Origin of the sequence: Austwickia sp., from assembly GCA_016699675.1 — a bacterium.
GTDB lineage: Bacteria > Actinomycetota > Actinomycetes > Actinomycetales > Dermatophilaceae > Austwickia.
In genome coordinates this window covers 3,614,105-3,633,252 of the sequence record CP064985.1, presented here as the reverse complement: position 1 = coordinate 3,633,252, position 19,148 = coordinate 3,614,105, and the positions used below count along the sequence as shown (strand labels likewise).

Here is a 19,148-nt window from a genome sequence, read left to right as displayed (position 1 = left end):
CTGATGACCATGACGTTGGCTGATGCCGCCCGCCTCGATGATGGGGTGGTGACCCCGAGAGCTGACCAGCCCAAGCGTCGGATGTTCACCGCGGAGTACAAGGCGCGGATCCTGGATGAGTACGACACGGCGGACCGGGGTGAGCGGGGCGCGATCCTGCGCCGCGAGCACCTGTACTCATCCCACATCACCGAGTGGCGCAAGGCTGCCGAGGCCGGTGCGACCGCGGCGCTGGGACCCAAGTGCCCGAAGACCCGGGACCGCCGCGACCGGGAGGTCGAGCAGCTGCGAGCCCGGGCAGAGAGGGCCGAGGCCGAGCTGGTCCGGACGAAGGCGGCGTTGGAGATCGTGGGAAAAGCACACGCGCTCTTGGAGATGCTCTCCGAGAGCACGAACCTGCCGAAGCGGCCGCGGTGATCAACCCCGCCGTCGACGAGCTCGCCGAGCAGGTCGGGGTGAAGCACGCCTGTGCGTTGCTGGGCCGGCCCCGCGGCAGCCACTACCGAGCGAAGAAGCCGCCCGGTACGTGTCAAGGTGTTTGGGACATTTAGGCCGCTTCGGAAGTGTGGGAAGCGGAGCTGGTCTGGATGCTGGCTGGCGGCTGGTTGATCCAGGCCTTGGTCGGCACCTTGCCCGGATCGTTCACGAGACTCGGGTGTGATCGGCGCGTGGAAGCACGGAAGTGCCTGTCCAGCAAGGGAAACTTGGTTTGCGACGACTCAAGATCTCCGAACCGGAAGGCACTCCGTAGGTGAAGCGTACTTCGTGGTCTACCGGCTTGTCCGTGACCTCCGATGGTGTCGGCGTGGTGGCCCATGCGGGCAGCGTCGCCACCCGCCTTCTGGCCGACCGGGTCGGCCTCACGTCCGGAGTTGTCCAAGGTGATGGTCCGCCGCAACTTCGTCCCCGGTCACGACCGCGGCAGGGTGCTGACCGACGTCGCGGTGATGCTCGCCGACGGCGGGGAGGCGATCGCCGACATCGACGTGCTGCGCCACCAGTCCAGCGTGCTGGGCCGTGTCGCGTCGGCGCCGACGGTGTGGCGGGCACTGGACGAGGTCACACCTGGCCGGTTGAAGAGGATCCAGAACGCGCGGGCGCGGGTCCGCCGCCAGGTCTGGTCCCAGCTGCCTGACGGCGTCCCGGCGAGCAAGGTCGCCGGGACCGATCTTGACGATCTGATCGTGCTCGACACCGACGCGACCATCGTGATCAGCCACAGCGAGAAGGAGAACGCGGCGGCCACGTTCAAGCGGACCTTCGGGTTCCACCCACTCGGGGTGTGGTGCGACAACACGAGTGAGTTCCTCGCCGCCAAGCTCCGCGCTGGCAATGCCGGCTCGAACACCGCCGCCGACCACATCGAGGTCCTCACCGACGCGATCGCGCAGATCCCCGGCACGCACCGCAAGAAGCTGCTCATCCGCTCCGACGGCGCGGGCGCATCGCACAAGCTGCTGGACTGGCTTACCGAGCAGAACCGGGTCCGTGGCCGCAGCGTGGAGTACAGCGTGGGTTTCGCGGTCACCGAGAAGATCCGCGACGCCATCGACCTGGTCCCGAAGAAGGTCTGGACCCCGGCACTCGACGCCGACGGTGGGATCCGCGAAGGAGGTGACGTCGCCGAGCTCACCGGGCTCTTGGACCTGAGCAGCTGGCCGACCGGAATGCGCGTCATCGTGCGCCGCGAACGACCCCATCCCGGCGCCCAACTGTCGCTGTTCGAGGAACGTGACGGCTGGCGCTACCAAGCCTTCGTCACCAACACCACGACCGGACAACTGGCTTTCCTCGAGGCCCGGCATCGGGCGCACGCTCGGGTCGAGGACCGGATCCGGCACGCCAAGGACTCGGGGCTGGGGCGGTTCCCGTCGCGGGAGTTCGAGATCAACCGGGTGTGGCTGATGCTGGTGCAGATCGCTGCCGACCTGACCGCATGGACCCGGCTCCTCGCACTGACCGGAGACGCGAAGTCGCTGGCGGCGTGTGAGCCGAAAGCGCTGCGCTACCGCTTCCTTCACGTCCCAGCCCGGCTGACTCACAGCGCCCGCCGACGACGCTTGCGGATACCCGAGTCGTGGCCATGGGCGGCCGCGATCGTCGCAGTCTTCGCCAACATCGCCGCGATCCCACAACCCGCCTGACCCCCCGTCCGCCCACGACATCACGACCCGGAGAACCGCAGCCCGGCAGCGCCAGCCGGCCCAACGTCGTACCCGCGCACCGTCATCGACTCACCCCACGCAGCGATGCCGTCGTCGGCACCGTCATGAAAGACCGGGGCTTGGGTGCCTGGGGGCGGCCGCCCGGGAAACGGTCGGGACGGGCCCGCCAGGCCGCGTCCAGGGTCTCTTGACGGGTCCGGCGTTGATCGCGCCAGGTCCCGTCATGGACGGAACAAGGGGTGTACAGCCCGATCCCGCAATGCCGGTGATGCTGGTTGTAGTAGCCGGCGAAATCGCGCATGAATATTTGCGCGTCGATCAGCGACCCGAAGTCGTCGGGGAAGGCAGGACAGTACTTGAGGGTTTTAAACGCCGCTTCGGAGTAGGGATTGTCGTTACTGACCTTGGGTCGCGACAACGACCTGGTGATATCCAGCGCCGACAGGAGCTGCGCGACGGTGCCCGAGGTCATCGGGCCGCCATTATCCGAATGAATGTATCGAGGCAGGACGCCGCGGTTCGCGCGGATCGCGGCATCGATGAAGTCGCGGGCCAACACCTTATCCTCACGGGTATGGACTTCGACGTGAATGATTTTCCGGGAGTAGATATCAATCATCACGTACGCGCTGTAGTACACCCCCTTGCTCGGGCCCTTGAGTTTGGTGATGTCCCAGCTGAACACCTGATCGGGGCCGGTAGCCAGCAGCTGCGGCTTGACCCGCGAGGGGTGGGAAGCGACCGCCCGCCGCTCACGAACTTGCTGGTGAGCACGCAGGATTCGGTACATCGTGGATACCGAGCACAGGTACCGGCCCTCGTCCAGCAGCGTGGCCCACACCTGCGCGGGGGCCTTATCGGCGAACCGGTCGCTGTTGAGGACCTCCAGCACAGCAGCCGTCTCAGCGGGGCTCAACGCCGAGGGCATCACCTTGGGTTTGGGCGCCCGAGACGGTCCGAACGGTTTCCTGTCCCGGGCCCGCCACCGATACACACTCGAGCGGGCAATCCCGGTCAACGCCGACGCAGCGCTGGTCCCGGCCAGGGCCTCGATCGCCTCGAACGCGGGCCACAGCACCGCGGTCACTGCTGCTTTCCCGGCGCGCTCTTGGACACCGTCTCCAAGAGCGCGTGTGCTTTTCCCATGACCTCCAACATCGATTTCGTCATGTCCAACTCGGCCTGCAACCGCACATTCTCGGCCTCTAACTGGGCCTGCCGCGAACGGTCCCGGCTCGGGGTCAGACCCGCAACCGGGGTATCCCGCAAACGGCCCTCCTCGACCGCTTTGCGCCACTTCTGCACATGAGAGTCATACAAACCCTCACGACGCAAAATCGCGCCCCGCGCCCCGGACCGTCCGCCGCGTCATACTCCTGGACCACCGCCGCCTTAAACGCCGCCGTGAACCTACGCCGCGAAGACCGCGCCGGCCGATCCGCCTGACTCATCGTCACCGATCCATCTGCTCTCTCGCCCCGTCAACCACCACACAACCGGACCCACCGGCTGTCCCACTGCACCTTGACAGACAGGGGCCGGCCCACGGACCGGCACCCAAGCGGCCCACGCCACCCAACGCCCTCACGCTGGCCGAGCAGGCCCAGGTGCTGGCCGTGCTGACCAGCGAACGGTTCTGTGACAAGAGCGTCTCCCAGGCCTGGGCCACGCTGCTGGACGAGGGCACCTACCTGTGCTCGATGTCCACGATGCACCGGATCCTGCGCCGCAACGACGCAGCTGGGGAACGTCGCCGGCAGGCGGTCCATCCGGCGAAGAAGAAGCCCGAACTGCTGGCCACCAAGTCCGGGCAAGTCTGGTCGTGGGACATCACCAAACTCCGCGGCCCCGGCCGTGGGATCTGGTTCCAGCTCTACGTCGTGCTCGACATCTTCTCCCGCTACGTCGTGGCCTGGACCGTCCAAGCCTGCGAGGACTCGCAGATCGCCAAGACCATGCTCGAGGAGGCATTCGGCCTGCACGGCATCCCCGACGCGGTCCACGCCGACAGAGGCACCTCGATGACCTCCAAGCCCGTCGCCCAGCTCCTGCTCGACCTGGGCGTGGACCGCTCCCACTCCCGACCACGGGTCAGCAACGACAACCCCTACAGCGAGTCGGCGTTCAAGACCTTGAAGTACGCCCCCGTGTTCCCCGACGCGTTCGGCTCTCTGGCCGACGCCCGCACGTTCTGCGAGGCGTTCTTCACCTACTACAACCACGAGCACCGACACTCCGGGATCGGACTTCATACCCCCGCGTCGGTCCACTTCGGCACCGCCGCCGAGATCCGCGCCCAGCGCCAGGCCACCCTCGACGCCGCCCACGCCACCCACCCGCACCGATTCGGCAACCGCCGACCCCAGGCACCCAAACTGCCCCAGGCCGCCCCCTGTCTGTCAAGGTGCAGTGGGACAGCCGGTGGGTCCGGTTGTGTGGTGGTTGACGGGGCGAGAGAGCAGATGGATCGGTGACGATGAGTCAGGCGGATCGGCCGGCGCGGTCTTCGCGGCGTAGGTTCACGGCGGCGTTTAAGGCGGCGGTGGTCCAGGAGTATGACGCGGCGGACGGTCCGGGGGCGCGGGGCGCGATTTTGCGTCGTGAGGGTTTGTATGACTCTCATGTGCAGAAGTGGCGCAAAGCGGTCGAGGAGGGCCGTTTGCGGGATACCCCGGTTGCGGGTCTGACCCCGAGCCGGGACCGTTCGCGGCAGGCCCAGTTAGCCCGGAGATTTCACGGCGGTGAGCGTGCCGTGACGTGAAAAGTGCCCTTGAGCTGCGAGGATGTCGATTGTCTAGGCCGATATCCGCGTGGTTCGAAGGGCACTTCCCAGGTGAGTAAGCGTAGCGGTCCCTATCCCCTTGTCCGAGTCGACACCGCGGCAGTGCCCGCGGTCGCGCACGCGGGGGGTGTGCTGCTGACCCGGACCGCGACCACCTCCGGGCTGGTCGGGGCGTTGAGTGCGGCGCTGACGCCGTGGCGTAAGTCGCTGGCCCGGCATGACCCGGCCAGGTGCTGCTCGATCTGGCGATCTCGCTGGTCCTGGGTGGGGACGCCTGCCGTGATGTGGCGCTCATCCGCTCCGAGCCGGGCCTGTATGGCCTGGTGGCCTCTGATGCCACGATCTCGCGCACGATCGCGGCCCTGGCCGGCGACGTGGCCGCCGTGGAGAAGGCCGTGGCCGCGCCCGAACCGCGCCCCGCGCCCACGTGTGGCATCGGGCCGGAACCCATGCCCCGAACCACGCAGCCTCAGCAACCGATCCGCTGGTCATCGACCTTGACGCGACGCTGATCACGGCCCACTCCGAGAAGGAGAACGCCGCCGCCACGTTCAAACATGGCTACGGCTTCCACCCGCTGTGCGCCTTCCTCGACCACGGCAAGACGGGCACCGGCGAACCGCTCGGCATGCTGCTGCGAGCGGGGAACGCTGGGTCGAACACGGCCGCTGACCACATCGCCGTGACCAAGACGGCGCTGGCGGCGGTGCCCGGGATCAACCCCTCCCGGCCCGGCAAGAAAGTCTTGATCCGCACCGACGGCGCCGGTGGCACCCGGGAGTTCCTGACCTTCCTGGACCGGCGCGGCCTGTCGTACTCCATCGGGTACACCCTGCCCACCAGCACGCCCCAGCTGTACGCGCTGATCCCCGAGACCGCCTGGCAGGTCGCCCTCGACGCCGACGGCGACGTCCGGGACGGCGCGGCCGTCGTCGAGCTCACCGACCTCCTCGCGGCTAAGGGTCTCCTCACGGGGTACCCGGCCGGGATGCGGGTCATCGTCCGACGCGAACGACCCCACCCCGGCGCCCAACTCCGCTTCACCGACGTCGAGGGGTACCGGCTGACCGCTTTCGTCACCAACACGACCCGTGGGCAACTGGCCGACCTGGAACTACGCCACCGGCGCCGGGCCCGCTGCGAAGACCGGATCCGCATCGCCAAAGACACCGGCCTGACCAACCTGCCCCTGCAGGGCTTCGCCCAGAACCGAATCTGGCTCCTGATCGTGCAACTCGCGAACGACCTGATCGCGTGGATGGGCATGCTGGCCTTCACCAGCACCGATGCCCGCCGCTGGGAACCCAAGACGCTACGGCTGCGGCTCTTCACCATCGCAGCCACCCTGGCCCACACCGGTAGGCAACGCCTGCTCCACGTCAAGGTCACGGCGCCCTGGGCGGGACTCTTCACCACCGGATGGGACCGCCTCGCGATCCTGGCCCCGCCCTGAGCAACGCCACCACCCCGCCCCGACAACCCGCAACACAGCCCTCGTCCGTGGAAGACGACGCCCACCGGAAGCGCCGCCCCGGGACATTGTCATACCCACCGGCCAGAATCAGCCCCACCGAGGCGTCAACGACGGCCCGGCCCCCACCAGCAAGCCCCCATGCAACATCCGGGTTAGAGGCCGAGAATGTGCGGTTGCAGGCCGAGTTGGACATGACGAAATCGATGTTGGAGGTCATGGGAAAAGCACACGCGCTCTTGGAGACGGTGTCCAAGAGCGCGCCGGGAAAGCAGCAGTGACCGCGGTGCTGTGGCCCGCGTTCGAGGCGATCGAGGCCCTGGCCGGGACCAGCGCTGCGTCGGCGTTGACCGGGATTGCCCGCTCGAGTGTGTATCGGTGGCGGGCCCGGGACAGGAAACCGTTCGGACCGTCTCGGGCGCCCAAACCCAAGGTGATGCCCTCGGCGTTGAGCCCCGCTGAGACGGCTGCTGTGCTGGAGGTCCTCAACAGCGACCGGTTCGCCGATAAGGCCCCCGCGCAGGTGTGGGCCACGCTGCTGGACGAGGGCCGGTACCTGTGCTCGGTATCCACGATGTACCGAATCCTGCGTGCTCACCAGCAAGTTCGTGAGCGGCGGGCGGTCGCTTCCCCACCCCTCGCGGGTCAAGCCGCAGCTGCTGGCTACCGGCCCCGATCAGGTGTTCAGCTGGGACATCACCAAACTCAAGGGCCCGAGCAAGGGGGTGTACTACAGCGCGTACGTGATGATTGATATCTACTCCCGGAAAATCATTCACGTCGAAGTCCATACCCGTGAGGATAAGGTGTTGGCCCGCGACTTCATCGATGCCGCGATCCGCGCGAACCGCGGCGTCCTGCCTCGATACATTCATTCGGATAATGGCGGCCCGATGACCTCGGGGCACCGTCGCGCAGCTCCTGTCGGCGCTGGATATCACCAGGTCGTTGTCGCGACCCAAGGTCAGTAACGACAATCCCTACTCCGAAGCGGCGTTTAAAACCCTCAAGTACTGTCCTGCCTTCCCCGACGACTTCGGGTCGCTGATCGACGCGCAAATATTCATGCGCGATTTCGCCGGCTACTACAACCAGCATCACCGGCATTGCGGGATCGGGCTGTACACCCCTTGTTCCGTCCATGACGGGACCTGGCGCGATCAACGCCGGACCCGTCAAGAGACCCTGGACGCGGCCTGGCGGGCCCGTCCCGACCGTTTCCCGGGCGGCCGCCCCCAGGCACCCAAGGTGCCGACCAAGGCCTGGATCAACCAGCCGCCAGCCAGCATCCAGACCAGCTCCGCTTCCCACACTTCCGAAGCGGCCTAAATGTCCCAAACACCTTGACACGTACCGGCCTGGATCAACCAACCCTCACCGGAGGCCCTCATACAGACCGCGTAACGACACGTGTCTCAGACTGCTTGACATCTTCCGGTCGGCGAGCATCACCGCGACGTCGGTCAGCACCCTGCCGCGGTCGTGACCGGGGACGAAGTTGCGGCGGACCATCACCTTGGACAACTCGGACGTGAGGCCGACCCGGTCGGCCAGAAGGCGGGTGGCGACGCTGCCCGCATGGGCCACCACGCCGACACCATCGGAGGTCACGGACAAGCCGGTAGACCACGAAGTACGCTTCACCTACGGAGTGCCTTCCGGTTCGGAGATCTTGAGTCGTCGCAAACCCAAGTTTCCCTTGCTGGACAGGCACTTCCGTGCTTCTACGCGCCGATCACACCCGAGTCTCGTGAACGATCCGGGCTAGCCCGGAGATTTCATGGTTAGCCCCGGTCTTTCATGACGGTGCCGACGACGGCATCGCTGCGTGGGGTGAGTCGATGACGGTGCGCGGGTACGACGTTGGGCCGGCTGGCGCTGCCGGGCTGCGGTTCTCCGGGTCGTGATGTCGTGGGTGGACGGGGGGTCAGGCTGGTTGGGGGATGGCGGCGATGTTGGCGAAGACTGCGACGATCGCGGCCGCCCATGGCCACGACTCGGGTATCCGCAAGCGTCGTCGGCGGGCGCTGTGAGTCAGCCGGGCTGGGACGTGAAGGAAGCGGTAGCGCAGCGCTTTCGGCTCACACGCCGCCAGCGACTTCGCGTCTCCGGTCAGTGCGAGGAGCCGGGTCCATGCGGTCAGGTCGGCAGCGATCTGCACCAGCATCAGCCACACCCGGTTGATCTCGAACTCCCGCGACGGGAACCGCCCCAGCCCCGGAGTCCTTGGCGTGCCGGATCCGGTCCTCGACCCGAGCGTGCGCCCGATGCCGGGCCTCGAGGAAAGCCAGTTGTCCGGTCGTGGTGTTGGTGACGAAGGCTTGGTAGCGCCAGCCGTCACGTTCCTCGAACAGCGACAGTTGGGCGCCGGGATGGGGTCGTTCGCGGCGCACGATGACGCGCATTCCGGTCGGCCAGCTGCTCAGGTCCAAGAGCCCGGTGAGCTCGGCGACGTCACCTCCTTCGCGGATCCCACCGTCGGCGTCGAGTGCCGGGGTCCAGACCTTCTTCGGGACCAGGTCGATGGCGTCGCGGATCTTCTCGGTGACCGCGAAACCCACGCTGTACTCCACGCTGCGGCCACGGACCCGGTTCTGCTCGGTAAGCCAGTCCAGCAGCTTGTGCGATGCGCCCGCGCCGTCGGAGCGGATGAGCAGCTTCTTGCGGTGCGTGCCGGGGATCTGCGCGATCGCGTCGGTGAGGACCTCGATGTGGTCGGCGGCGGTGTTCGAGCCGGCATTGCCAGCGCGGAGCTTGGCGGCGAGGAACTCACTCGTGTTGTCGCACCACACCCCGAGTGGGTGGAACCCGAAGGTCCGCTTGAACGTGGCCGCCGCGTTCTCCTTCTCGCTGTGGCTGATCACGATGGTCGCGTCGGTGTCGAGCACGATCAGATCGTCAAGATCGGTCCCGGCGACCTTGCTCGCCGGGACGCCGTCAGGCAGCTGGGACCAGACCTGGCGGCGGACCCGCGCCCGCGCGTTCTGGATCCTCTTCAACCGGCCAGGTGTGACCTCGTCCAGTGCCCGCCACACCGTCGGCGCCGACGCGACACGGCCCAGCACGCTGGACTGGTGGCGCAGCACGTCGATGTCGGCGATCGCCTCCCCGCCGTCGGCGAGCATCACCGCGACGTCGGTCAGCACCCTGCCGCGGTCGTGACCGGGGACGAAGTTGCGGCGGACCATCACCTTGGACAACTCGGACGTGAGGCCGACCCGGTCGGCCAGAAGGCGGGTGGCGACGCTGCCCGCATGGGCCACCACGCCGACACCATCGGAGGTCACGGACAAGCCGGTAGACCACGAAGTACGCTTCACCTACGGAGTGCCTTCCGGTTCGGAGATCTTGAGTCGTCGCAAACCCAAGTTTCCCTTGCTGGACAGGCACTTCCGTGCTTCTACGCGCCGATCACACCCGAGTCTCGTGAACGATCCGGGTTAGTGTGGCCGGTAAACGCTGAAAGGTGCTCTTGACCTGGGAGAATATCGATTGCTGAGGTCGATATTGCCGGGTCGAAGGGAGCACCTTTCAGGTGAAGCACACTACCCGGATCTACCCCAGAATCAAGGTCGACGCGGCCACCGTTCCGGCGGTTGCCCAGGCCGGTGGGGCGCTGCTGGCCCAGACTGCGACAGTGTCGGGGCTGGCCCCGACGTTGAGCGCCGCGCTGACGCCGTGGCGTAAGCCGTTGGCGCGGCACGATCCGGCCAAGGTGCTACTCGACCTGGCGATCACGCTGGCCCTGGGTGGGGACGCCTGCCGCGACGTGACGTTGTTACGAGTCGAGCCCGCCCTGTACGGGCCGGTCGCTTCCGATGCGACGATTAGCCGGACGATCGCGTCCCTGACCTCGCAGGTCACCGCCGTGGAGAAGGCCGTGGCCGCGGCCCGAACCGCGGCCCGCGCCCACGTGTGGCAGCGGGCCGGAACCCATGCCCCGGAACCACGCAGCCTCAGCAACCGATCCGCTGGTCATCGACCTTGACGCGACGCTGATCACGGCCCACTCCGAGAAGGAGAACGCCGCCGCCACGTTCAAACATGGCTACGGCTTCCACCCGCTGTGCGCCTTCCTCGACCACGGCAAGACGGGCACCGGCGAACCGCTCGGCATGCTGCTGCGAGCGGGGAACGCTGGGTCGAACACGGCCGCTGACCACATCGCCGTGACCAAGACGGCGCTGGCGGCGGTGCCCGGGATCAACCCCTCCCGGCCCGGCAAGAAAGTCTTGATCCGCACCGACGGCGCCGGTGGCACCCGGGAGTTCCTGACCTTCCTGGACCGGCGCGGCCTGTCGTACTCCATCGGGTACACCCTGCCCACCAGCACGCCCCAGCTGTACGCGCTGATCCCCGAGACCGCCTGGCAGGTCGCCCTCGACGCCGACGGCGACGTCCGGGACGGCGCGGCCGTCGTCGAGCTCACCGACCTCCTCGCGGCTAAGGGTCTCCTCACGGGGTACCCGGCCGGGATGCGGGTCATCGTCCGACGCGAACGACCCCACCCCGGCGCCCAACTCCGCTTCACCGACGTCGAGGGGTACCGGCTGACCGCTTTCGTCACCAACACGACCCGTGGGCAACTGGCCGACCTGGAACTACGCCACCGGCGCCGGGCCCGCTGCGAAGACCGGATCCGCATCGCCAAAGACACCGGCCTGACCAACCTGCCCCTGCAGGGCTTCGCCCAGAACCGAATCTGGCTCCTGATCGTGCAACTCGCGAACGACCTGATCGCGTGGATGGGCATGCTGGCCTTCACCAGCACCGATGCCCGCCGCTGGGAACCCAAGACGCTACGGCTGCGGCTCTTCACCATCGCAGCCACCCTGGCCCACACCGGTAGGCAACGCCTGCTCCACGTCAAGGTCACGGCGCCCTGGGCGGGACTCTTCACCACCGGATGGGACCGCCTCGCGATCCTGGCCCCGCCCTGAGCAACGCCACCACCCCGCCCCGACAACCCGCAACACAGCCCTCGTCCGTGGAAGACGACGCCCACCGGAAGCGCCGCCCCGGGACATTGTCATACCCACCGGCCAGAATCAGCCCCACCGAGGCGTCAACGACGGCCCGGCCCCCACCAGCAAGCCCCCATGCAACATCCGGGCTAGGCAACAAGGTCGAGACCCTCCGGCCCCGATGCGTTTCCTGGCGCCATGCCAAAGACACGCGGGGAAAGATCGATGAGCTTCGGTTTCCCCTCTCCTTGCCTTTTCTTCAGTCAGAAAACATGCCCGGCGGTGGAACCCACAATTCAGATGGAAAGCGATCCCGACTTGCGTCATTGACGCCCCAACCGAGGACGTTCTCCCATTCTGCGATAATCACGTTTCGGTCACGAGCATAATCTATAACCTTTTGAGGTATCGGTTGAGCCTGACTAGGAACTATCAAGGTCATGACGCCCTTGAGCTCTTCATGCACCAGCGCCGAAGGTGTGGTTGGGACATTCGCAATCACAACACCTGAATGATACTTCTTAGTCAACTCATCAATGTAGCGAGATGCGATCGATGAGTCAACTTCGGAAAATTGAACGTTCTTCATCGACGCGATCATCCCAACTGACCCGTCATACCAGTCGACCCGGTTGTATCGCTTATTAGCCCCATTTCGCGCAGCGACCACGTCAACCCCGGGCTTGTGCACGTAGAGCTCCGCGCGAGACAATTCTGCTCCGGAAGCAGTCATAGCTTCGTTTAGGTCAGATTGGTACTCCCTATGAACCTTCTGCCCCTCCCACAAACGGAGCCACTCCGGCCGATGACCCGCATCTTTGAGGCGGCGATTCTGCTGGCTCAGGTCCTCGCCAGTCGGCACATCTTTGTTCACTCTTTCATCGACTTCGATCGACTCGAGCGACCGCTCGACCTCGTTGACTCCAGGCGCCACATCAGGGTCGTCCGCACTTCCCTCAGAGTCGCCCGGACCGTCCACGATCTCGACCGCCGGGATCAACTCGGCCTGGGCCTGCCCCGCCACCACCGCATCACTCAGCTCGCCCTGGGCCTGCTCCGCCACCACCGCATCACTCAGCTCGCCCTGGGCCTGCTCCGCCACCACCGCATCACTCAGCTCGCCCTGGGCCTGCTCCGCCACCACCGCATCACTCAGCTCGCCCTGGGCCTGCTCCGCCACCACCGCATCACTCAGCTCGCCCTGGGCCTGCTCCGCCACCACCGCATCACTCAGCTCGCCCTGGGCCTGCTCCGCCACCACCGCATCACTCAGCTCGCCCTGGGCCTGCCCCGCCACCACCGCATCACTCAGCTCGCCCTGGGCCTGCCCCGGGTCCGGTCTCTCCGCCAACCTTCCCTCATACTGCGCCTCCAGAGCAGCGAAACCTGACGGTACGCGATCATCATTCGGTGATCCATTCCCCGATCGAGACTCGATGCGCTGATCCACCGCGTCCCGCGGGGTGGCGTTTTGCGCCTCCAAGGCTCTGAATCCTGAGGGCGAAGGCGGATCAGGCGGAGGCGGTGGGGGCGGAGGAGGCGGGGCATCCCGCGCAGTGGGCGTGTCCGTCATTTCAGGCGAGTCCCTTTCGAATGGTCCGTCAACGACTGCGCTTTCGACCCTCTAAGACCCAGGCCCCCCGCTCCCCTCGAACCGACCACTGCCCAGCAATCCCAACATAAGCGCCTAGCCCGGAGATTTCATGGTTAGTGTGGCCGGTAAACGCTGAAAGGTGCTCTTGACCTGGGAGAATATCGATTGCTGAGGTCGATATTGGCGGGTCGAAGGGAGCACCTTTCAGGTGAAGCACACTACCCGGATCTACCCCAGAATCAAGGTCGACGCGGCCACCGTTCCGGCGGTTGCCCAGGCCGGTGGGGCGCTGCTGGCCCAGACTGCGACAGTGTCGGGGCTGGCCGCGACGTTGAGCGCTGCGCTGACGCCGTGGCGTAAGCCGTTGGCGCGGCACGATCCGGCCAAGGTGCTACTCGACCTGGCGATCACGCTGGCCCTGGGTGGGGACGCCTGCCGCGACGTGACGTTGTTACGAGTCGAGCCCGCCCTGTACGGGCCGGTCGCTTCCGATGCGACGATTAGCCGGACGATCGCGTCCCTGACCTCGCAGGTCACCGCCGTGGAGAAGGCCGTGGCCGCGGCCCGAACCGCGGCCCGCGCCCACGTGTGGCATCGGGCCGGAACCCATGCCCCGAACCACGCAGCCTCAGCAACCGATCCGCTGGTCATCGACCTTGACGCGACGCTGATCACGGCCCACTCCGAGAAGGAGAACGCCGCCGCCACGTTCAAACATGGCTACGGCTTCCACCCGCTGTGCGCCTTCCTCGACCACGGCAAGACGGGCACCGGCGAACCGCTCGGCATGCTGCTGCGAGCGGGGAACGCTGGGTCGAACACGGCCGCTGACCACATCGCCGTGACCAAGACGGCGCTGGCGGCGGTGCCCGGGATCAACCCCTCCCGGCCCGGCAAGAAAGTCTTGATCCGCACCGACGGCGCCGGTGGCACCCGGGAGTTCCTGACCTTCCTGGACCGGCGCGGCCTGTCGTACTCCATCGGGTACACCCTGCCCACCAGCACGCCCCAGCTGTACGCGCTGATCCCCGAGACCGCCTGGCAGGTCGCCCTCGACGCCGACGGCGACGTCCGGGACGGCGCGGCCGTCGTCGAGCTCACCGACCTCCTCGCGGCTAAGGGTCTCCTCACGGGGTACCCGGCCGGGATGCGGGTCATCGTCCGACGCGAACGACCCCACCCCGGCGCCCAACTCCGCTTCACCGACGTCGAGGGGTACCGGCTGACCGCTTTCGTCACCAACACGACCCGTGGGCAACTGGCCGACCTGGAACTACGCCACCGGCGCCGGGCCCGCTGCGAAGACCGGATCCGCATCGCCAAAGACACCGGCCTGACCAACCTGCCCCTGCAGGGCTTCGCCCAGAACCGAATCTGGCTCCTGATCGTGCAACTCGCGAACGACCTGATCGCGTGGATGGGCATGCTGGCCTTCACCAGCACCGATGCCCGCCGCTGGGAACCCAAGACGCTACGGCTGCGGCTCTTCACCATCGCAGCCACCCTGGCCCACACCGGTAGGCAACGCCTGCTCCACGTCAAGGTCACGGCGCCCTGGGCGGGACTCTTCACCACCGGATGGGACCGCCTCGCGATCCTGGCCCCGCCCTGAGCAACGCCACCACCCCGCCCCGACAACCCGCAACACAGCCCTCGTCCGTGGAAGACGACGCCCACCGGAAGCGCCGCCCCGGGACATTGTCATACCCACCGGCCAGAATCAGCCCCACCGAGGCGTCAACGACGGCCCGGCCCCCACCAGCAAGCCCCCATGCAACATCCGGGCTAGTCCGGACCCGGACATGGAACGTTCGCCGCCAAGCTTCCACGACGCGAGGACGCGACGATCCAATGTCACTGGCATGTGTGCGACCTGCCTGCAGCCGCGGAGGAGACGACAGACCATAATCGACGAATTGCTCTGTACGCGAACAGTATTCACCCCTAGCATGAGCATCCACGGGTGACACAAGGGGGGGCGAGGAGTGGATCGGCTACTGGTCAACGAGGGGGACGGCTTCGGGGACTCGCTCTTCGTGCCGTTCGAACGATGGGGGTGGCAGTACGTAGATCCCCCTGCGGCTCGTCCCTGTCCATCGATGGGCCTCGAGCCGCAATGGGTGGAGCCCTCTCCGCCAGATTTACGGGCCCTCGACGCGCGTATTTCCCATGCTCAGGCGGAGCATCGGAAGCGTGTCACCATCGTAATCTGCATATTCGTGTTCAGCTTTGTGTTGGGCCCCCTATTCTTGTTGGGCTGGATCACGGGGATAGTCCTCGCCATCAACTGGTTCGTGAAAGGGTATAGACAAGATCTGAACGAGCGTGCGGCGCTCATGCTGAGTTACCAGAGTTTCCGACAAGAGCAGTGGTTGGCCTATCGTGAGCACCACTCGACGTGGCAGGCCGAGGCATCGGCTTGGGACCAGGCAGAAGAGCGTCGTCGCGCCTCCCTGGATACATGGTTCCCCATTGTCCTAAGGCCGTCGATCGAACGCGTTGACATCGTCGGAGGTACGCCTGCGGGTTGGGCTGCACAACTCTGTGTGACAGGTTGCTCCATTCTGGGCTCCGGCAAGCCGCTCTGGGTGGTTGATCTCACAGACGAGAGCGTTTCCACTTCACTGGTGGCCTTGGCGAGGTGCAAAGTCCGGCGAATAGCGCTTTCAAGCGGACCGGGCCAGGGACTACTCCTAACAGGCTTAGACGCAAAGTCGCTGGCCGAGGCCATTGCGGAGGCGGTGGACACCGTTCGCAAGGGCGGTAGTGACGTCGAACGCAGGCTCATGGACGCTGAGCTCCTGAGCAGCGTCGCGACCATCCTTGGATCGCGGGTGACAATCCCCCGTCTGGCGGCGGGACTCGCGGTTCTCCAGCGGACATACGAGCCAGTCGGCGTCGGAGAGCTGTCCGCGGACGAAGTTCATCGTCTGACGCAGATGCTTGACACCATTGCCGAAACCGAAATGGCGAGATCAGAGGCGCGCTTCTTGCGTGCTCTGCTCTCCGAGGTTGCGGATGCAGAGGACGAAGACATCCGCGGGTCGTGCGAAACTAGCCTCGAGAGCCCGGCGCTCTGTGATCTCCACGTTATGCGATCACTTGCGGGTGGACCGCGACGCAAAGACCTTGCTGACCGAATTTTACTGCAGGCCCTGGTGCAAAGAATCAGACGCGGCGAATACTCTGACAGTGAAACGGTTATCGTTCTTGTGGGCTGTGATCACTTGGGTCGGGAAGCTCTCCAGTCTGTTTCCCGTGCTTGTCGACAAGCAGGCCTTCGTCTAGTGCTCATGCTGAGACGTATCGACGCGGATCTCGAACCGGTCATTGGCGAAGCTGAGAGTGCAAGTCTCTTCATGCGCCTGGCGGGTGCGAAAGAGGCTGCCATGGCGGCGGACCACATCGGACGTAACCACTCCTTCAAAATGACGCAGATCAATCGTCAGACAGGTCTTACGGATACGTCCGGGATTTCCGTGAGCGTCGGAGCCAGCACCACCTTCACCACAGGTGAGTCCCGGGCGAGACAGGGGACCACCCACAGCTCCAGTGAATCAGTCGGAGTGTCGGAGCAAGGGTCCGTAAATGAGTCGCAGGCGACATCCGTGACGGACGGAATCACCGTAACGCGGGTGTATGAGTTAAGCGTTGAACCTGCGGCTATCCAATCACTGGAGGCCCTCTCGAGCATCCTCGTTGAATCGGTAGGAGGCGTTCGAACCGCCATTTCGGCCACCTGTGATCCTGCCATGGCGTTGATGCCGAGGGTAAGCCCACGTCCGTACTCACCTTAGCTGTAGAGTTGCTCGTTGCCCTCAGAAGATCCACATGAGCTAGAGGTATGGGAATGAATCTGGTTGCATCGGAAACGGGTTTTGAGCCTTGGGGGTGGTGTCCCGTATTTCCGGAGCCGAGTCCGCCTATGCCCGACGGAGAACCCGAGTGGGTCGAACCGCCTGAGCCGCAGCTCCTCGTAGATGAAAAGAGTGAACCGAAGGGACCGTTTCCTGTTGAGTGCGCTTCTTATAACGCTGTTCCTGGTAGGAGTAGCCTTCTTCCTGCCGCAGCTCAGTGGCATCTCGGTATTCTGGAGCGGCGTCATTGTGTCTCTAGCTCTCTTCATTTTAGTGGGGGGCATTATGGCGGCATTCTCCTCCAAGTCGGAAGTGAAAACAGCGCGAGTTGAATACGAGGCGATCTGCGCCGAAGCGCGCGTAGAGCACGAACGTAGACTCAACGAGTGGAGTGCTCGACGCGAGGAGTGGGCCAAGAGCGAACAACTGAGAATCGATCAGGGGCCCGTGTGGCATCCCTTGACCACGCCGGATCCACTCACTTCAGTACACGTCTTCGGGGGGAGCGCGACATCCTGGGACGCCTTCCTCACGACGGCCTTGGCGGTGCCTCTGGCTGCGGGTCGCCCTGCTTGGGTGCTGAACGGGCGAGGGGGCGACACCACGAGAGGCCTCCTGCGGGCTTGCGCTGATTCCGGTATCACGGCAGGGGAGTTTGATCTCTCCGATGGAAGTGACGGCTTGGACCTTCTGGCTGGATGCTCTGCAGATGAATCAAGCGACCTGCTTGCGTCGGCGGTCGCGATGCATGGGCGCCCGGAAGAAGTCAGGGCTCGGCGGACGGCATTCGCGGACGTCCTTCGTCTTGTTACGGGGTCATTAGGCCCACCACTGACAATACGTCGAATCGAGTTGGGCGTTCGTGTCGTGGAACAATCGCTCTCGCCGAGTGAGGCGGAGAAGCACCTGACAGCCTCCGAGCTTCGGGATCTCACACGCGGGCTCGACGAGCTGCCACAGGTGGACCAGGTCCGACAGCATACCAGGGACCTGCGCACAACTCTTTCGTCTGCACTTGGGAAGCAGCACGAGAAGGATGCAGCGTTTCTCTCTCCCGTATGGCAGTCAACGGGGCTCCGTGTCTTCTCCACGGGCGGAGCCGATCAAGACGGCGGGCATCAGCGGAGTCTGCTTCTAATCAGCGCCATGGTTCGAGCTCTTCGAGCTTGTGCTGTTGTCCCCGGCTCGACCATCATTATTGCGGGGGCAGATGAGTTCTCCGCGCGGACTCTTGAACATCTGACGGACCGTGCTCGGCTTGCGAACTGCCGGGTCGTGCTGATGTACGAGCACCTGAGGGATGACGGAAGACTGATGCTTGGTCGAAACGACTCGATGACCTTGCTCATGCAGCCAGGCAACGCGAGCGAAGCTCAAGCCGCGGCCGACTTCATAGGTAAGCAACATTCTTTCAAGGTCGCCCAGTATTCTCAGCAGCAAAGTATGAGCGCGAGTCACGGCTCGAGCATATCGATCGGGACATCACGAGCCACTTCAATTTCGTCCAGCTGGTCGAATACCCATGGGGACGCGTGGACGCACCAGGGGACTTCGAGGAGCAGATCTAGCACGGCGGGTGGGAGTAGATCGGAGACCACCACCGACAGCGAGCAGCGGACGGCTTCTGAGACCCTCACTGCTGGCGAGACCGAAGGAGTGACGTGGGGCCGCACTTACGATTTGCTTGTTGAACCGACTGCCATTCAGGGCCTCGCACCAGATTGGGCCTTGTTCGCGTGTCTTCGTCAGGGTGCGCGAGAAGTAGCCGCTGGGACGGTCTCTCCATCAATCATCGTGAACGAGGCAGCGCTTCTGGATCCGGGGGACTATTACCAGAGGTCGCGTGTATGGACCTCTTCATGAGTCCGGGCAGCCTTCGCGAAATAGCATGTCTGACGAAGGTTCGCTCCTGGTATCCCACTTGGCTAGGAATCGCCGCCGATGCTGCTTAGTAGTTATGAGTGGCTCCGCCTTGCTACAGTGCCGAGGCCGCTGGCGGCGGATCCGCGTGCACATCAGATAGCCAGTATTCGCCCCGCCATCATCGCCGCCCATAGTGAACTCATGGCCGAAAGCCGTGCGGGCGGACATGGGGTCGGGCTAGCAATGGCCTGGCTAAGGCTCCCCGGTAGTCCTACTTTCGAGATCTACTACGGTGGGAGTCCGAGTATTCCCGGGCTCAGCTTCGACCTGACTGGATCCGCACACAACGGCAAATTCTCTTTCCCACCGGGGGCAAGAGGAAAGAAGACTAGAGGCGAGCTTGTCGACGGCTGCCTTGCGCAGTACCCCGCCTGGGTGGTTTGTGGTGCTTC

Annotated in this window: 10 protein-coding genes and 5 pseudogenes; 10 read left to right on the top strand and 5 right to left on the bottom strand. The window is 65.2% G+C overall.

Features of this window, described 5'->3' with window-relative positions; translation table 11 throughout:
- Window positions 1-3: 3 nt before the first annotated feature.
- Together IPK37_16580 and IPK37_16575 are read left to right on the top strand one after the other, a co-directional pair.
- Window positions 4-417 carry a hypothetical protein gene (locus IPK37_16580; GenBank protein QQS00442.1) on the top strand — a complete coding sequence of 138 codons (414 nt, stop codon included), beginning with the start codon at window positions 4-6 and terminating at the stop codon, window positions 415-417.
- A gap of 334 nt (window positions 418-751) precedes the next feature.
- A pseudogene (locus IPK37_16575) lies at window positions 752-2,144 on the top strand (IS1380 family transposase).
- 82 nt (window positions 2,145-2,226) lie between these two features.
- Here the strand turns inward: IPK37_16575 and IPK37_16570 are convergent.
- Window positions 2,227-3,252: a DDE-type integrase/transposase/recombinase gene (locus tag IPK37_16570; protein ID QQS00441.1), complete on the bottom strand. Its 1,026-nt coding sequence runs from the start codon at window positions 3,250-3,252 to the stop codon at window positions 2,227-2,229.
- Window positions 3,249-3,470 (bottom strand): hypothetical protein, encoded by a 222-nt coding sequence (locus tag IPK37_16565; GenBank protein ID QQS00440.1) that lies wholly within the window; start codon window positions 3,468-3,470, stop codon window positions 3,249-3,251. The genes IPK37_16570 and IPK37_16565 overlap by 4 nt, the downstream gene beginning before the upstream one ends.
- Before the next feature lie 302 nt (window positions 3,471-3,772).
- Here IPK37_16565 and IPK37_16560 point away from each other — a divergent pair, with 302 nt between their 5' ends.
- The 5 genes and pseudogenes from IPK37_16560 to IPK37_16540 all read left to right on the top strand — a co-directional run bounded on the left by IPK37_16560 (window position 3,773) and on the right by IPK37_16540 (window position 7,747).
- A complete protein-coding gene (locus IPK37_16560) occupies window positions 3,773-4,639 on the top strand; it encodes an IS3 family transposase (GenBank protein ID QQS00439.1) in 867 nt (288 codons plus the stop codon).
- Window positions 4,640-4,641: 2 nt separating this feature from the next.
- Entirely contained in the window at window positions 4,642-4,926 is a 285-nt protein-coding gene (locus tag IPK37_16555) for a transposase (protein QQS00438.1), read from the top strand.
- 72 nt (window positions 4,927-4,998) lie between these two features.
- A pseudogene (locus IPK37_16550) lies at window positions 4,999-6,400 on the top strand (IS1380 family transposase).
- 608 nt (window positions 6,401-7,008) lie between these two features.
- Window positions 7,009-7,389 (top strand): transposase family protein, encoded by a 381-nt coding sequence (locus IPK37_16545; GenBank protein QQS00437.1) that lies wholly within the window; start codon window positions 7,009-7,011, stop codon window positions 7,387-7,389.
- The gene (locus tag IPK37_16540; GenBank protein ID QQS00436.1) at window positions 7,367-7,747 is read left to right on the top strand and encodes a transposase; all 381 of its coding nucleotides are present in this window, start codon (window positions 7,367-7,369) and stop codon (window positions 7,745-7,747) included. Before IPK37_16545 ends, IPK37_16540 begins: the two co-directional genes overlap by 23 nt.
- Window positions 7,748-7,855: 108 nt before the next feature.
- Here IPK37_16540 and IPK37_16535 read toward each other — a convergent pair.
- A pseudogene (locus IPK37_16535) lies at window positions 7,856-8,062 on the bottom strand (IS1380 family transposase).
- Window positions 8,063-8,345: 283 nt separating this feature from the next.
- Window positions 8,346-9,738, bottom strand: a pseudogene (locus IPK37_16530) (IS1380 family transposase).
- 215 nt (window positions 9,739-9,953) lie between these two features.
- On the opposite strand from IPK37_16530, the pseudogene IPK37_16525 reads away from it, so the two are divergent.
- A pseudogene (locus IPK37_16525) lies at window positions 9,954-11,358 on the top strand (IS1380 family transposase).
- A 283-nt stretch (window positions 11,359-11,641) separates the two neighbouring features.
- On the opposite strand, the gene IPK37_16520 reads toward IPK37_16525, so the two are convergent.
- Window positions 11,642-12,832 carry a hypothetical protein gene (locus tag IPK37_16520; GenBank protein QQS00435.1) on the bottom strand — a complete coding sequence of 397 codons (1,191 nt, stop codon included), beginning with the start codon at window positions 12,830-12,832 and terminating at the stop codon, window positions 11,642-11,644.
- Window positions 12,833-13,184: 352 nt separating this feature from the next.
- Here IPK37_16520 and IPK37_16515 point away from each other — a divergent pair, with 352 nt between their 5' ends.
- Entirely contained in the window at window positions 13,185-14,588 is a 1,404-nt protein-coding gene (locus tag IPK37_16515) for an IS1380 family transposase (GenBank protein QQS00434.1), read from the top strand.
- A 607-nt stretch (window positions 14,589-15,195) separates the two neighbouring features.
- A complete protein-coding gene (locus IPK37_16510; protein ID QQS00433.1) occupies window positions 15,196-16,773 on the top strand; it encodes a hypothetical protein in 1,578 nt (525 codons plus the stop codon).
- The last annotated feature ends 2,375 nt before the right edge of the window (window positions 16,774-19,148 follow it).

Bases quoted from the DNA above. Each gene is read 5' to 3' on its own strand.
- IPK37_16580 (QQS00442.1), top strand. From the start codon at position 4: ATGACCATGACGTTGGCTGATGCCGCCCGCCTCGATGATGGGGTGGTG.
- IPK37_16555 (QQS00438.1), top strand. From the start codon at position 4,642: ATGAGTCAGGCGGATCGGCCGGCGCGGTCTTCGCGGCGTAGGTTCACG.